This is a genomic window from Frankia torreyi (genome assembly GCF_000948395.1).
GTDB classification, from domain to species: Bacteria; Actinomycetota; Actinomycetes; order Frankiales; family Frankiaceae; genus Frankia; species Frankia torreyi.
Window position 1 is genome coordinate 22,434 of the sequence record NZ_JYFN01000024.1, and the last position, 14,672, is coordinate 37,105.

Sequence of the window (14,672 nt, forward strand, 5' to 3'; positions counted from 1 at the left end):
ACGATGCCGCCGGCGCGGCCGCAGATCATCCGAATTGTTGACTCGATGCGTGGGTCGGCTGGCCGTCAGGGGCACCGCCGTTGTCGGCATCGGCGTGGCGTCTGCGGTAGTTGGCGGAGGCGGTGCGCTCGCCGCAGCGCTTCATCGAGCACCAGCGCCGGCCGCCGGAGGGTGAGCGGTCGTAGAAGGCGAGCCCGCAGCCCTCGCAGGAGCGCAGGCGGCTCGGCTCGCTCGTGGTCAACAGGTGGACCGCGTCGCGCGCGAGAACGGACAGCACGCCGGCCAGGTCGGGCTGCGGGACCTCGATCCGCGCCCACGCATCCCCGCGGAGGAAGGATGTCGGCGTCGGCGCCGCGGCGCAGGTGTTGAGGTGCCCGACATCCTCGGGATCGGGGCCGGTGCCGGCGAGCCGGGCCTGGACGAGGCGGTCCACGGCGGCGCGCAGTTCCTGGATCCGGTCCAGGTCACGCGACGTGAGCCCGGCCGCCGGGGTCGGCAGGTCGAACGTGCCGAGCCACGCCGCCGCGCCGGCTGTCGCGGTGAGCAGATCCGGGCCGCCCGGGGTGCGGGTGGCGACGAGGTCGAGACAGAGGCTGCCGGTGTCGACCGGCCTGGAGCGGGCGGTCGTGCGCATCGGGGTGGGTTCGGCCGCAACGGATCTGGTCAAGGGACTCCTTGGACTGCCGGAACCTGCAGGTCATCGTCAAGGGATGATGGCATGAGATGCGGGGTCGCTGTCGCACGTCATGCTGGGGTTGCATCGGGTTACCTGCACAGAATCATTACAACATGGGTTGACATCGCCGCTCCGGCCGGCTTTGATCGGTCGCGTGACGATCGAGGAACCGAGGGCGGATGTGCCGGGCCTGGTGCCGGGCCTTCGCGCGCTCATGCCGCTCGTCACCTGTCGTGAGGTCGACTTCATGCGTACCGGTAGCGCCATCTGTCGATGAGGGGCGGGGCCCCCAGGCGGTGCCCCCGAGCGTGAGCGCTCCACACGCACAGATCCCCTCCCGAACAGCGGCCCCTCCCGAACAGCGGCCCCTCCTGAGTAGTTCCCCCTCCACAGTCCACCCGCGCTCCAGAGGCGTGGCGCCGGGTTCGGACACGTCCCCCTGATGCGCCGTCGCCGGGCCCCCAGACCCGGCCGGACGGTCGGGCCGAGGACGGCAACCCCGACAACGACGTCGACAACAGCGACGGGACCTCCCTCCCGTCGCGCGAACCATCACGCCCGTCGTGCGACGACCGCCGGCACAGCCATGGCGGCACCCGAACGATCCCCCGATCGGAGAGACATGATCAGAACGAGGAAGCGGCGCATCGGCGTGCTCACCGCACTGGTGACGGCCGGCGCACTTCTGGCCGGATGCTCGACCAGCGCGGCCGCCGGCGGGGGGAGCGGCTCGGACACGGTCCACTGGGGGACCAAGCAGATCGCGACTGCCTGGGACCCGGTCGTCACCGGATCGACCGGGGCGACGAACTACCTCACGCCCATCTACGAGTCGCTGTTCACGCTGAACGAGAAGCGTGAGGTGAAGCCGGCTCTCGCCGAGAGCTACTCGTACAACCAGGCCGGCGACCAGATCACCATCCGGCTGAAGCCCAAGCTGACCTTCCAGGACGGGACGCCGGTCAACGCCGAGGCCGTCAAGTTCCACATCGACCGGATCAAGTCGCAGCAGAACTCGGCGCTGAAGGGGTCGTACAACAACGTCAAGTCGGCGACCGTGATCGACGACCTCACGGTGCGGCTCGACCTCGGCCAGCAGGACTACCAGATCCCCCGCCTGCTCTCCGTGCGCGGCGGCATGCTGCCCAGCAAGGCGGCCGCGCAGGCGGATCCGGTCAAGCTCAGCCAGACGAACCCGGTCGGCGCCGGTCCGTACAAGGTCGTGGAGATCGTCCCCGAATCGAAGATCGTCCTGGAGAAGTGGGACGGCTACTGGGACGCGGCGAACATCCACGTCAAGCGGATCGAGATCAACTTCGGCATCGACGCGAACACGCTCGTGCCGGGCCTGCAGTCCGGCGTGTACAACTTCGCCCAGATCGACGGCTCGCAGATCCAGCAGGCCCGCAGCGCGGGTTTCGACATCCTGGCGGGAGTCAACCGCCAGTGGGGGTCGACCTTCCTGAGCCTCAACGTCAACAAGGCGCCGTTCACTGACCCGAAGGTCGTCGAGGCGATCCGCTACGCCGTCAACCCCGCCGAGTTCGCCACCAAGCTCGGATTCGGTGAGGGCGAGCCCAGCCACCAGCCCTTCCCCAAGGGGCACCCGGCCTACGTCGACGCGCTGGACTCCGAGCACCCCTACAACCCGGCCCGGGCTCGGGAGATCCTGGCGAAGGCCGGCTACGCGGACGGTGCCATCTCCTTCGACATCGCCGGCGTCGCCACCAACTTCGACCAGGTTGCGGAAGTCCTCCAGGGGCAGCTCAAGGCCGTCGGCATCAGGACGACCATCAAGCTGACCGACTTCGCCAACTGGGGCAAGGGGTACTACGGCAAGACGCTCGCCGCGTCGATCTTCGGCTACGTCGGCCGTGACTCCCACGTCCAGGCGCTCACCGAGCACTACGACACCGGCGGGGTGCTCAACCTGAGCTCGCCGTACACGTCCGCGCCCTTCCAGCAGGCGCTCAAGGCGGTCCGGGCCACGCCCCTCGACTCGCCGGACTACCCGTCCCGCCTGCAGGCCGCCGCGAAGGCCGGCTACGAGAACGGCTCCACGGTGTCGCTCTACACCTACGCCTCCGCCATCGCCAAGAAGAAGTCGCTGTCCGACCTGCCCGCGATCGACGGCTTCCTGAGCTGGAAGGGCGTCACCTTCACCCACGGCGACTGAACCGGCGCAGGCGGGGTCCGTGCAGACGGGCCCCGCCTGCCCGACCGACCCCGCCGACCCGACCGACCCCGCCGACCCGACCGACCCCGCCGACCAGCGAGTAGCCCGCACGACGAAAGATCAACGGGAGTAGAAGCCAGTGTCCGCACCACCGCCCGCGCTCACCGCGCCGCCTGCCGCCCATCGTGGCGTGGTCGCTCACCGGATCGGCCGGGCGGCCGCCTCGACCGCCCGGCTGCTCGCGATCTTCGTTCCGGTGTTCCTGCTCGGCACCTTCCTCACCTACCTGCTCGGGCATCTCAGCGGGCGCAGCCCCGCCTACCTGCAGCTCGGCGACGCGGCCTCCCCGCAGGCCGTGGCGGTCATCGAGCACAAGTGGGGCCTCGACCGCCCCTTTCTCGTCCAGTACGGGGACTGGCTCGGCTCGGTCCTGCACGGCGACCTGGGAACGAGCTGGTACAACGGGCTCAGCGTGGCGCACGCGCTCGGCCAGCGGGCCGCGATCACGCTCTCGGCCGCCGGGGTCGCCCTCGTCCTCGGCATCGTGTTCGGATTCCTGCTCGGCGCGCTCGCCGCCCACTTCCACACCCGCTGGCCCGACCGGGCGATCACCACCTTCACCACGGTCATCTCGGTGCTGCCGCCGTTCATCGTGGGGATCGGGCTGGCGGCGGTGTTCGCGGTGAGCCTGCAGCTCCTGCCGGCCGCCGGCTACGTGCCGATCCAGGCCGGGCTGGGCCCGTGGCTGAGCCATCTCCTCCTCCCCGCGATCGCGCTCAGCTTCGACACGGCCGCCGACGTGGCTCGGCAGCTGCGCAACGGCCTGGTGTCGGCCTACCGCGGGAACTACGTCACCGGCGCGATCGTGCGCGGCCTCGGCCCGCGCCGGATCTTCTTCGTGCACGTGCTGCGCAACGGCATCGCGCCGGCGTTGGCGGTCCTCGGCCTGAAGTTCCCCAACCTGCTGGGCGGCGCGGTGATCATCGAGGCGATCTTCGGGCTCTCCGGGTACGGCGTGTACGCCAGCCAGGCCGCGGTCCGCGGCGACGTGCCGGCCGTCCAAGGCGTGCTCGTCGTCTCGGTCGTCCTCGTCGTGGTGTTCAACCTGCTCGTCAACATCGTGCTCAACCGCGTCACCCCTGACGCCGACCGGGGAGTCTGAGGCGTGATCAGAACCGTGTTGCGGCTCACGACCGCGCGGGTCGCCCTCGCGCTGCTCGCGATCATCGCCCTCGTGACCGTGCTGGGCCCCGTCCTGGCGCCCTACGACCCGCTCAAGGGCGGCGACCAGACGCTCGCGGGGCCCTCGGCCAAGCACTGGCTGGGCACCGACTACATCGGCCGCGACGTGCTCAGTCGCATCCTCGCCGGCGCGCCGCTGAGCATCGTGAGCGCGCTGGAGGTCGCCGGGATCGCCCTGGTGCTCGGCACGATCCCCGGCATCCTGTCGGTCTATCTCGGCTCGGTGTTCGAGTGGCTGAGCCTGCGGGTCGTCGACACGTTCATCGCCCTGCCGTTCCTCGTCTTCGCGGTCGCCATGACGGCGTTGCTCGGCAACGGGATCACCCAGGCCATGATCGTTGTCGGCATGCTCCTCGCGCCCGTGTTCTACCGGGTAAGCCGGGCGGCGACGATGTCCGTCGCCCGGTCGCAGTACGTGGAGGCGGCCTCCATCGCCGGGGCGTCGACGTCCTGGATCGTCCGCAGTCACGTGTGGTCCAAGGTGCTGCCGTCGATCGCCGTCACCCTGGCCACCACCCTCGGCATCGGGCTGGTGGTGATCTCGAGCCTGACCTTCCTCGGGATCGGGATCCAGCCGCCCACCCCGACCTGGGGCGGGATCCTCGCGTCCGATCTGGGTTACCTCGCTCAGAAGCCGTACGCACCGATCTTCCCGACCCTGCTCATCCTCGCCGCCGTCCTGGCCTGCAACCTCCTCGCGGACGCCATCCGGGACGCCGCGGGCGAGACCGGCCGCGCCCTGACCGGCGCGAAGACCGCCAGGTCCAACCGGACACGGCGGCTCGCCGCCCTGGCAGACCTGGCGGACCCGGCAGATCCGTCCCGGCCATGACTGAGGAGCAGCAGATGACGCCGAGCGTGGCTGGTCCCGCCGACCGAGACGCGGTCGACCGCGACACGGTGCTCACGCTGACCGATGTGCGGATCCACAACGACGCCGCCGACGAGGAGCTGGTGCACGGCGTGAGCCTGCGGCTGAGGCGCGGCGGGGTCGTCGGCATCGTCGGGGAGTCCGGCAGCGGCAAGTCGCTGACCTGCAAGGCCGTGCTCGGCGTCCTGCCGGAGCACATCGAGGTCGCAGGCGGCTCGATCGAGCTGCTCGGCCGCGACGTCACCGGCCTGTCCCGGCCGGAGTGGACGGCCCTGCGCGGCACCTCGATCAGCGCCGTCTTCCAGGACCCGGCGTCGTACCTCAACCCGTCGATCCGGGTCGGCAAGCAGGTCCAGGAGGTACTGCGGGTCAAGCAGGGGCTCAGCCGGGCCGCGGCGAAGCAGCGGGCCATCGAGCTGCTCGACGCCGTCCACCTGCGTGATCCCGACTACGTCTACGAGCAGTACGTGCACGAGCTGTCCGGCGGGATGCTGCAACGCGTTCTCATCGCCATCGCGATCTCCCTCGAGCCCGAGGTGCTCATCGCGGACGAGGCGACGACCGCGCTCGACACCACGGTGCAGGCCGGCATCCTCGACCTGCTCGTCGAGCTGAAGGAACGGATCGGGCTGTCGCTCATCGTCGTCTCGCACGATCTCGCCGTCGTGGCGCAGCTCTGCGACGAGGTGCTCGTCATGCGTGAGGGGCACGTCGTCGAGCAGGGCCCCACGGCCGCGATCCTGCACGCTCCGCAGCACGAATACACGCGGCTGCTGGTCGCCGAGCACGAGCAGTACGGCCTGAGCGCCGCCGCCTCCTCCGCCTCCGGTCCGCGCCTGCCGGTGTCGGAGCCGGTGTCGGTGTCGGTGTTGGAGCCGGTGTCGGTATCGGTGTCGGTACCGGCGCCCAGGAGTTCGAGCGCGCCTGAGTCGACGGAGCCGGTCCTGCGGGTCGACGGGCTGGGCGTCCACTTCGGCCGTGGCCGCGGGCGCAAGCAGGCGCTCGAGGACGCCTCGCTGGTGATCCGCCCGGGCGAGACCGTCGGCGTCATCGGCGAGTCCGGGGCGGGCAAGTCCACCCTCGCGCGCGCGGTGCTCGGCCTGGTGCGGGCCACGGCCGGCTCCGTGCACGTCGGCGGACGCGACGTCACCCACCTGTCGGGGCGGGAGCGGCGGGCGTTCGGCCGCGACGGTGTCGTCCAGTACGTGTTCCAGGATCCGCTGCGCAGCCTCGATCCGGAGCACACCGTCGCCGCGTCCGTCGCGGAACCGCTGCGCATCCGCGGCGGGTTCGACCGGGCGGCGATCGACGCCGCCGTCCGCCGTCAGTTCCGCGCTGTCCGGCTCGACGAGTCACTGCTGGACCGGTTCCCCGGCGAGCTCTCCGGCGGGCAGCGCCAGCGGGTGGCGATCGCCCGCGCGCTCATCGGCGAGCCGCGCCTGCTGATCCTGGACGAGCCGGTGAGTGCCCTGGACTCGGCCAACCGCGTCGCGATCCTCGAACTGCTCCGCGAACTGCGCTCCACCGTCGACGTCGCGATGCTGTTCATCTCCCACGATCTCGGGTCGGTCGCGGGGATCTCCGACCGGACGATCGTGCTCTACCGCAGCCGGATCGTCGAGGCCGGCGACACCGCGCGCATCGTCACCGCCCCCACGCACCCCTACACCCGGCTGCTCGTGGGCTCGGCGCCGACCCTCACCTCCGGACCGACCGACCGCGTGCAGCGCGAACGGTTGCGGGCCGGACTCGCCGTCTCCTGACGCCGCCGACCACCTGACGCCGCCGACCACCTGATCCCGACGATCACAAGGGAAGACCATGACAAGACAGGTGCGGCTCTGCCTGAACCTGCAGGCGACCGGCCGCCACGACGCGGCCTGGAAGACCCTGCCGCCGACCTCGGACTGGATCGCCGGCATCGACTACTACACCGAGATCGCGCGGCTCGCCGAACGGGCCCGCTTCGATGCGATCTTCATCGCGGACCGCCTTGGTTCGCTCGACGCCGCCTCCTACCGTCGGCCCTGGCGCGGGACGGATCCGACCGTCCTGCTCGCCGCGCTGGCGCGCGAGACCGAGCACATCGGACTCGTGTCGACCAACCCGGCCATCCACGGCAACCCGTTCCTGCTCGCCCGCTCGATCGCGACCCTCGACCACGTCAGCAAGGGACGCGCCGGCTGGAACATCATCACCAGCCAGGAGGACGTCACCCGCTCCGCGCTCGGCGTCGACGAGATCCTCGAACCGCAGGCGCGCTACCGCAAGGCCGAGGAGTTCATCGCCGCCGTCGACGCACTGTGGGCCTCGCTTCCCGAGGAGGCGGTGGTCGCCGACGCGGAGGCCGACCTTTACATCGACGCGCGGCGCACCCGGCCGGTGGACGTCGCGGGCGAGTTCTACCGGACGTCCGGGGTGCTCCCGCTGCCCGGCGGCTACCAGGGCCGCCGCCCGGTGCTCTTCCAGGCCGGGGCGTCGAGACAGAGCAAGGAACTGGGCGCCCGCTGGGCGGACGCGCTGTTCACCTCGCAGCGGCTTCCGGAGCTGTCGCGGGAGTTCTCGGCCGAGGTCAAGGGGCTCGCGGCGAAGAACGGGCGGGATCCCGACGATCTCCTCGTCCTGCCAGGTCTGTTCACCGTCCTCGGGGCGACCGAGGCCGCGGCCCGCGAGCGCAAGCGGGAGCTGGACGAGCTGCTCGCCGTGGGGCCGCTGGTCGAGCTCCTCACCGCACAGTTGGAGTTCGACGTCTCCGGGCTCGACCTCGACGCGCAGTTGCCCTACTCCGAGCTGGCGGCGCGCGCGGCCGCGCCGGCGGTGACCGCGCGTCGGGACCAGCTCGTCGCCGAGGCGCGACGCCGGGGGCTCACCATCCGCCAGTTGCTGTTCCACAACCTCTCCGGCGGCCAGCGAATGATCGTGGGCACCCCGGAGCAGGTCGCCGACGACATCGTGGAATGGGTCGACACCCGGGCGTCGGACGGCTTCGTCATCAACATCGACGTCCAGCCCGCGGGCTTCGTCGAGTTCATCGACGGCGTGGTGACGGAGCTGCAGGACCGCGGCCGGTTCCGGCGCGAGTACGCCCACGACACCCTGCGGGACAACCTCGGGATCTCCGGCGCGGCGCGCGGCGCCGCCGCGACGGGGGAGTCCAGCGATCCGGTCCGCGACGGGGGGCGGCGGTAGCCATGCCCGCACGCAACGAGATCAGTCGCGGCAAGCGGCAGGTCGACGCCCTCGTGTTCCCGCGGACCGACCCCGCCGAGCGGGTCGACGTCCTCGTGGTCGGCGCCGGACCCAACGGCCTCGGCACCGCCCTCGAGCTCCACCGGCACGGGGTGGGGGCCGCGGTGGTGGATGCCGCGCCCGGGGCGACGCTGGTCCGGGCCGGCGCCGCCGGGTACACGCCCCGCGCGCTCGAGGTCATCCGCGGGTGGGGGCTGCTGCAACGGATCCAGCACGCGTGGACCTTCCCGCCGGAGTGGAACACCGGCAATCTCCTGCTCACCTCGCTCGCCGGGCACCAGCTCGCGGGGACCACCCTGCGGTCGTTCGGGCTCGGCACGACCGGCCGGTACTCCACCGAGACCATGCTGCGCCGGCCGCAGACGGTGTTGCAGCGCGTCTTCCTCGACCGGCTCGCGGAGATCGGCACCGCGGTCTCGGGCGGCTGGCGAGTCGAGGACCTGGCGAGCGACCCCGACGGCGTGACGACGACGGTGGTCGAGGTCGAGACCGGCCGGCGGCGCACGATCCGCTCCCGGTACGTCGTCGGCGCCGACGGCGGGACAAGCACGGTCCGCACGCTGGCACAGATTCCGCGCTCGGGCAGCTACGCCGAGGAGCGGTACTTCCGGTTCGTCGTGCGGACCACCTCGGACACCTCGGCCGCGCTCGGGGCGTTCCCGCCCGCCACCGCCGTGATCTACAACGACCGCTACTGCGGGTTCCTCGCGGCCCTGAACGAGACGGACTGGCGGGCGTACGCCGGGCCGTACCCGCTCGACCGTGATCCGACCACGGACGAGCTGATCAAACAGGCCCGGGCGGCGTTCGGCTTCGACGTCGACCTCGAGGTCGTGTCGCTCACCCCGTTCTTCAAAAGCACCCGCATCGCCGACACCTTCTACCGCGACCGGGTCGCGCTGGTGGGCGACGCGGCGCATGTCCGCACGCCGGGCGGCAACCTGTGCGAGGGCTTCGGCGACGTGGTGAACCTCGGCTGGAAGCTCGCGGCCGTGCTGCGCGGCCAGGCCGGCCCGCGCCTGCTCGACTCCTACGACGAGGAGCGCCGCCCGCACAACTGGCGGATCGCCGACTACGCCCTGGCGGAGGATCAGCGGCACACGGCCGCGTACGAGCATGTCCGCGCCCTCGGGGTCCCGGCCGACGCCGACACCAGCCCGGACGCGGCCCGCCGGCGCGCCGAGATCGGCGAGATCCTCGGGGCGGGCCGCAGCCTGCCGCTCGGGGTGGTCTTCGACGAGCGGTACGACGCCTCGTCGGTCATCCGGTACGAGGATGGGCAGATCGAGGCCGAGGCGCCCTGGGATGCCTTCGCGTACGCCGACGACGCGCGACCGGGCCACCGGGCGCCGAACGGCAACCTCGACCCCTTCGGGTTCACCCTCTACGACCGGATCGGCTCCCACGTCGCGCTGCTCGTCCTCGCCGACGACACCGGCACCACCGGCACCGCCAGCACCGCCAGCACCGCCAGCACCGTCGGCACCGCCAGCACCGTCGGCGCCTTCGAGGCGGCGGCCGACGCCCGGGGCATCGAGCTCGAGGTCATCCACCTGCCGGATCCGGCGGCGCGCGAGCTGTACGGCGCCCCGTACGCGCTCGTCCGGCCGGACCATCACGTCGCCTGGCGCGGCGACGGCAGCGACCTCGGCGGCCTCGACGCGGGCGCGGTGCTGGATCTGGTCTACGGCCGCGGCCAGCTCTCAGCCCAGCCCCCGGCTCAGCCCCAGGCCCAAGCCCCGGCCCGCACCGCCGACTCCCGCCAACTCGTCGACTCGACCGAACGGTGAGGACCCGCTGCTCGCGGTCCGTTCCCCGGGCGCTGGTCGGCGGCCCGCACTTCACCACAATCCTGCATTGGAGGTCCTGACGGTGACCGTGGACGTGACGTCGTCTCCGCAGCGCGGCCTGTCGCTGTTCCTGACGATCCCCGCGGACGGCGAGCCCGCCCGCACGTACAACCAGTCGCTCGAGGTCATCCGCCTCGCGGAGGAACTCGGCTACGAGACGGCCTGGGCCGCGGAGGCGCACTTCACCCTCATCGGGCTCCCGTCCGCGCTCACCTTCCTCGCGGCGGCGTCGCAGACCACGACGACGATCAGGCTGGGAACCGCGGTGGTCCCGCTCACCTTCGACAACCCGATCCGGTTGGCCGAAACGGCGGCGCTGGTCGACGCGCTCAGCGGCGAGCGGCTGGAGTTCGGCGTCGGCAAGAGCAACGGCGGGGGTTTCTCCACCGTCGCCTTCGAGGCTTTCAACCTGTCCGAGGACGACCGCGAGTCGCTGTACGCCCACGCGCTCGCCGACCTGCGTCGGGCCCTCGGTGGCACGATCGCCGCCGGCGACAAGGAGGTGAGCGTGTACCCGCCGCCGGCCGGGCTGCTGCCGCGGCTGTGGCAGGCGACCGGGAACCCGCGGACGGCGGCCGAGATCGGGCGCGCCGGTGACCGGCTGCTCCTGCACCGCCTCGTCCCGTCCGGGGACGCCGGCGAGGTCCAGGCGGGTCTCATCAGCGACTACCTCGACGCCCACACCGGTGAGCGCAGCCCGCGGATCGGCATCTCCCGCGTCGTGCTCCCGGCGGCGTCCAAGCGCGACGCGATCGCTCTGCTCGACTCCGAGCTGCGCCGCAACCCCGGCCAGTACGTCACCCCGGGCGGCCCGCCGGCCACGGCCGAGGAGTTCCTGACCAGGTCGAACGTGAAGTACGGCGACCCGGACGACGTCGTCGAGCAGCTCCTGCAGGACGCCGCGTTCACGCGGTCGACCGACTACCTGTTCAGCGTCCCGCTGCCGCAGTCCTCCCCCCAGTTCCGCGACGGACTTCGGCTGATCGCGCAGGAGATCTTCCCGCGTCTCCCGGCGCACGACCGGGCCCCGACGGCGTGACCGGCAACGACGGCGTGACCGGCAACGACGGCGTGACCGGCAACGACGTCAACGTGCACGGACCATCGAAGGTGAGGAATCGACCATGACCACTGCCACCGAGACCGCGACTGCCACCGAGACCGCGACTGCCACCGAGACCGCGACCGCCACCGAGACCGCAACTGCAACCGAGACCGCGCGAGCCGAATGGGACGCGTGGCGGGAGGAGGCGGAGCAGCAGCGGCGCGAGCCATACGGATTCCTCGCCTACAGCGCACTGCACTTCCTCGACGGCGAGCCCGGCCGCGTCGAGGGCTTCCCGGGACGGTGGGCCACGGGCGAACAGGGGCCGATCGTCGAGCTCGACGAGGGAGAGTCCCTCACCGTCGACGGTGAAGCCGTGACCGGGCGCCATGTCTTCGGCCCCGTCCGCGAGCGGGAGTTCCGCAGGGCGGCGTCGTTCGGCGACGTCGTCGTCGAGCTGTCCCGCCGCGGCGGGCACGACCTGCTCCGCTCGCTCGATCCCCGGCACCCGCTGCGCGAGACCTACGTCCGGACGCCGGCGTTCGACTACGACCCCGCCTGGGTGATCCCGGCCGAGTTCGCGCCGTATTCCGCCCCGCGCCCGATCGAGGTCGCCGCGGCGGTCGACGGCATCGTGCACACCCACGAGGCCATCGGAGAAGCCGTCTTCGCCCTCGACGGTGCCGAGCTGCGGCTGATCCTCCTGCGCGCCGAGCATCTCGCGGGCGCCGGACTCATCCTGTTCACCGATGCGACGAGCGGCGTCACCACCTACCGCGCCAGCCGCCGGCTGATCACGCCCCTGCCCGTCCCGGGCAGCATGCAGCTCGTGCTCGACTTCAACCGCGCCGGAAACCTGCAGTGCGCCTACACCCCGTACGCCCCCTGCCCGCTCGCCCCGCCGCAGAACCGCCTCACGATCCCGATCGAGGCGGGCGAGCAGATCCCCACCTTCCGTCCCGAGCCCGCCGAGACCGGGGAGCACCCCGCGTCCTGATTACCGGCAGGTGCTCTTGTCCGGGACACGGGGGCATAGCTCCGCCATTCATCGCTGGTGAGGCCGCCGCCCGCAGCGGCGCAGGATCGCTCGATCAGATGAGTGGAGCGGTCGATCTGAGGTGCCCTTTTTCTTCCGGACAGGGTGAACATCGACCCCGCGGCGCGGAACCGCGGAACCGCGGAAGACGGTCACGCCAGCGCGGCCGCCTTGTGTATGAGGACCGCTCGTTCGCGGGCGTTGCGGCAGAGTCGGGCGGCGAGTTCCAGCTCGGATCGGGCCTCCGTCGTTCGGCCGAGCCGGCCGAGCAGCTCGCCGCGCACGCTCGGGAGCAGGTACGACCCCGCCAGCCGGTCGGTGGCGACGAGGTCGTCGACGATGGCCAGTGCCTGCCGCGGTCCCTGCGCCATCGCGACGGCGACGGCTCGGTTGAGTTCGACGACGGGGGACGGAGCGACGCGGCCGAGCGCCTCGTAGAGGAGCACGATCCGCTCCCAGTCGGTCTCCGGAACCGACGGCGCTGACGCGTGGCAGCCGGCGATCGCCGCCTGCAGCCCGTACGGTCCGAGGCCGGCGGCCCCGAGCGCCGCGGCCCGGTCGAGGGCGGCCAGGCCGCGGCGGATCGCCGAGCGGTCCCAGCGGCGCCGGTCCTGATCCGCCAGGAGCACGGCCTCGCCGTCGGGACCGGTGCGGGCGGGGAAGCGGGCGGCGGTGAGTTCGCACAGGGCGAGCAGCCCGTGCACCTCCGGTTCGGCGGGCATCAGGGCGGCCAGCGTCCGGGCCAGCCGGATGGCCTCGTAGGCGAGGTCGGGGCGCAGCAGGCTGTCCCCGGTGGTCGCCGTCGAGCCCTCCGTGAAGATCACGTAGAGCACGCTCAGGACACCACCGAGCCGGCCGCGTCGTTCCTCGGCCGGCGGCAGGGCGAACGGCACCCTGGCCGCGCTGAGGGTCTTCTTCGCCCGGGTGATCCGCGCCTGGACCGTCGCGACGGGTACCAGGAACGCCCGGGCTATCTCCTCGCTCGTCAGCCCGCCGACCGCGCGCAGCGTCAACGCCACGCGGGCCTCGGGGGAGAGCACCGGGTGGCAGGCGACGAACGTCAGCGCGAGGACGTCGTCGTCGATCCGGTCGGGATCCCACGGCAGGTCGTCCGACCGGTCCGCCGGTGGCACCGAGCCCGAGGCCGAGCCCGAGGCCGAGGCAGAGCCCGAGGCCGAGTACAGGCTCGAGCTGGTCTCGCCCTCGGCGAGCTGGCCGGCGAGCAGGGCGTGGCGCTCGTCGAGGGCCGACCGGCGGCGGAAACCGTCGATGGCGCGCCGCCGGGCGGTCGTGAGTAGCCAGCCCACCGGGTTCGCCGGCACGCCGTCGCGCGACCAGGCGACGAGCGCCTGGGCCACCGCCTCCTGCGCGACATCCTCGGCGAGGTCGACGTCCCCGGTGTAGCGGGCCAGCGCGCCGACGATCCGGGCGGAGGACATCCGCCAGACGGCCTCGACGGCCCGCCGGGCCGACTCGTCACGCGGCGGACCATCGACGGCCGCGGGCATCAGAGCTGGCCGGTCCGCTCGCGCCACGCCCGCTCCCTGATGACCCACTCGTTGTCCTGCGGGAACTCGTCGATGGTCGGCACCCGGCGGATCTCGCACTTTGCGCCGGCACTCGCCGGCAGGCGCCGGGCCCACTGCACCGCCTCCTCCTTCGACGCGACGTCGATCAGGTAGAAGCCGCCGAACAGCTCCTTCGTCTCGCCGTAGGGGCCGTCGGTGACCACCGGAGTCTCGCCGCCGAAGTCGACCACCACGCCCTGGGCCGGATCGTCGAGGCCCTCGGCGGCGACGAGTACGCCGGCCCGGATCAGCTCCTCGTTGAAACGGCCCACCGTCTCGAGCATCTCCTCGAAGGGTGTCGACATCATCTTCGCCAGGGACTCGTCCGTGGCCCGCATGATCAGCATGTACTTCGCCATCGTTGACCTCCTCGAGCACGGGTCGCCTACCGACCCTCTCACCACCAGGTCGAACGGCACAGCCGCCGATCGACACGGCACCCGGACGAAAATTCGACGCCTGCTCTGTGGCCGGCATCGAGTCGGGGGCCGGCATCGAGTCGGGGGTCGGCATCGAGTCGGGGGTCGGCGTCGAGTCGGGTCGGCATGACTGCTCGATCGGTCGCGGGGCCGCCGGCCGGGTCCGCGGTTCCGCGGAACCGCGGCGAGGCTCAGGTCAGGTCGGGTTGAGCCGGCCATCCACAGATCGGGGGCGGCGAAATCGGCGTTACGCTGGGTGAACGGATGTGGTCTGTCCGGCCCTCCGAAGGAGGCCCGCCAGCACGTCGGGGATGATCAGCCTTGTCTGGATGCATCAGCGGATCACGGCGGGGGAGTACGAGTCGTGGTCCGAGGAGCAGTGCGCGGGCATCGAGATCGTGGACGGGCATGGTCGTCGTGAGCCCCGGCGCGTCCAAGCGGCACAACCGCCTGGTCAAGATCCTCGCGGTGGCATTGGAGGCCGCCGCCGGTGCCGCCGTCGCCGTCGCGGATGTCGATGCCGCCGTCGGTGTGCTCGGC

General features: G+C 71.8%; 11 protein-coding genes and 1 pseudogene. 9 read left to right on the forward strand and 3 right to left on the reverse strand.

Going from position 1 to position 14,672, the window contains the following annotated elements; translation table 11 throughout:
• Positions 1–25 precede the first annotated feature (25 nt).
• Positions 26–667, reverse strand: coding sequence for a CGNR zinc finger domain-containing protein (locus FF36_RS15875; protein ID WP_044885860.1), 642 nt, complete (start codon positions 665–667; stop codon positions 26–28).
• Positions 668–1,298: 631 nt separating this feature from the next.
• Between FF36_RS15875 and FF36_RS15880 the strand changes: the two genes are divergently transcribed.
• The 8 genes from FF36_RS15880 (at position 1,299) to FF36_RS15915 (ending at position 12,106) form a co-directional block, all read left to right on the forward strand.
• Positions 1,299–2,852 (forward strand): ABC transporter substrate-binding protein, encoded by a 1,554-nt coding sequence (locus FF36_RS15880; RefSeq protein ID WP_044885861.1) that lies wholly within the window; start codon positions 1,299–1,301, stop codon positions 2,850–2,852.
• Between the two features lie 139 nt (positions 2,853–2,991).
• Entirely contained in the window at positions 2,992–4,014 is a 1,023-nt protein-coding gene (locus tag FF36_RS15885; RefSeq protein WP_044885862.1) for an ABC transporter permease, read from the forward strand.
• Between the two features lie 3 nt (positions 4,015–4,017).
• Entirely contained in the window at positions 4,018–4,926 is a 909-nt protein-coding gene (locus FF36_RS15890; protein WP_044885863.1) for an ABC transporter permease, read from the forward strand.
• Positions 4,927–4,940: 14 nt separating this feature from the next.
• Positions 4,941–6,728: a nickel ABC transporter ATP-binding protein NikE gene (nikE, locus tag FF36_RS15895; protein ID WP_044885922.1), complete on the forward strand. Its 1,788-nt coding sequence runs from the start codon at positions 4,941–4,943 to the stop codon at positions 6,726–6,728.
• Between the two features lie 58 nt (positions 6,729–6,786).
• Positions 6,787–8,154 (forward strand): NtaA/DmoA family FMN-dependent monooxygenase, encoded by a 1,368-nt coding sequence (locus tag FF36_RS15900; RefSeq protein WP_044885864.1) that lies wholly within the window; start codon positions 6,787–6,789, stop codon positions 8,152–8,154.
• Between the two features lie 2 nt (positions 8,155–8,156).
• Positions 8,157–10,004, forward strand: coding sequence for an FAD-dependent monooxygenase (locus FF36_RS15905; protein ID WP_044885865.1), 1,848 nt, complete (start codon positions 8,157–8,159; stop codon positions 10,002–10,004).
• A gap of 82 nt (positions 10,005–10,086) precedes the next feature.
• On the forward strand, positions 10,087–11,103 hold the full coding sequence (locus tag FF36_RS15910; protein ID WP_044885923.1) for an LLM class flavin-dependent oxidoreductase: 1,017 nt from the start codon (positions 10,087–10,089) through the stop codon (positions 11,101–11,103).
• Positions 11,104–11,188: 85 nt separating this feature from the next.
• A complete protein-coding gene (locus FF36_RS15915; RefSeq protein WP_044885866.1) occupies positions 11,189–12,106 on the forward strand; it encodes a DUF1684 domain-containing protein in 918 nt (305 codons plus the stop codon).
• A gap of 191 nt (positions 12,107–12,297) precedes the next feature.
• Here FF36_RS15915 and FF36_RS15920 read toward each other — a convergent pair whose 3' ends face one another.
• On the reverse strand, positions 12,298–13,653 hold the full coding sequence (locus FF36_RS15920) for an RNA polymerase sigma factor (RefSeq protein ID WP_199865413.1): 1,356 nt from the start codon (positions 13,651–13,653) through the stop codon (positions 12,298–12,300).
• Complete coding sequence (locus tag FF36_RS15925; protein ID WP_044885868.1) at positions 13,653–14,072, reverse strand: YciI family protein; 420 nt, start codon at positions 14,070–14,072, stop codon at positions 13,653–13,655. Before FF36_RS15925 ends, FF36_RS15920 begins: the two co-directional genes overlap by 1 nt.
• A gap of 371 nt (positions 14,073–14,443) precedes the next feature.
• Between FF36_RS15925 and FF36_RS32855 the strand changes: the two are divergent.
• Positions 14,444–14,624, forward strand: a pseudogene (locus FF36_RS32855) (Uma2 family endonuclease); the annotation flags it as partial.
• Between the last annotated feature and the right edge of the window lie 48 nt (positions 14,625–14,672).

Coding starts and splice junctions, on each gene's coding strand:
- FF36_RS15880 (WP_044885861.1), top strand. CDS start 1,299: ATGATCAGAACGAGGAAGCGGCGCATCGGCGTGCTCACCGCACTGGTG.
- nikE (WP_044885922.1), top strand. CDS start 4,941: ATGACGCCGAGCGTGGCTGGTCCCGCCGACCGAGACGCGGTCGACCGC.
- FF36_RS15900 (WP_044885864.1), top strand. CDS start 6,787: ATGACAAGACAGGTGCGGCTCTGCCTGAACCTGCAGGCGACCGGCCGC.
- FF36_RS15905 (WP_044885865.1), top strand. CDS start 8,157: ATGCCCGCACGCAACGAGATCAGTCGCGGCAAGCGGCAGGTCGACGCC.
- FF36_RS15915 (WP_044885866.1), top strand. CDS start 11,189: ATGACCACTGCCACCGAGACCGCGACTGCCACCGAGACCGCGACTGCC.
- FF36_RS15920 (WP_199865413.1), bottom strand. CDS start 13,653: ATGCCCGCGGCCGTCGATGGTCCGCCGCGTGACGAGTCGGCCCGGCGG.
- FF36_RS15925 (WP_044885868.1), bottom strand. CDS start 14,072: ATGGCGAAGTACATGCTGATCATGCGGGCCACGGACGAGTCCCTGGCG.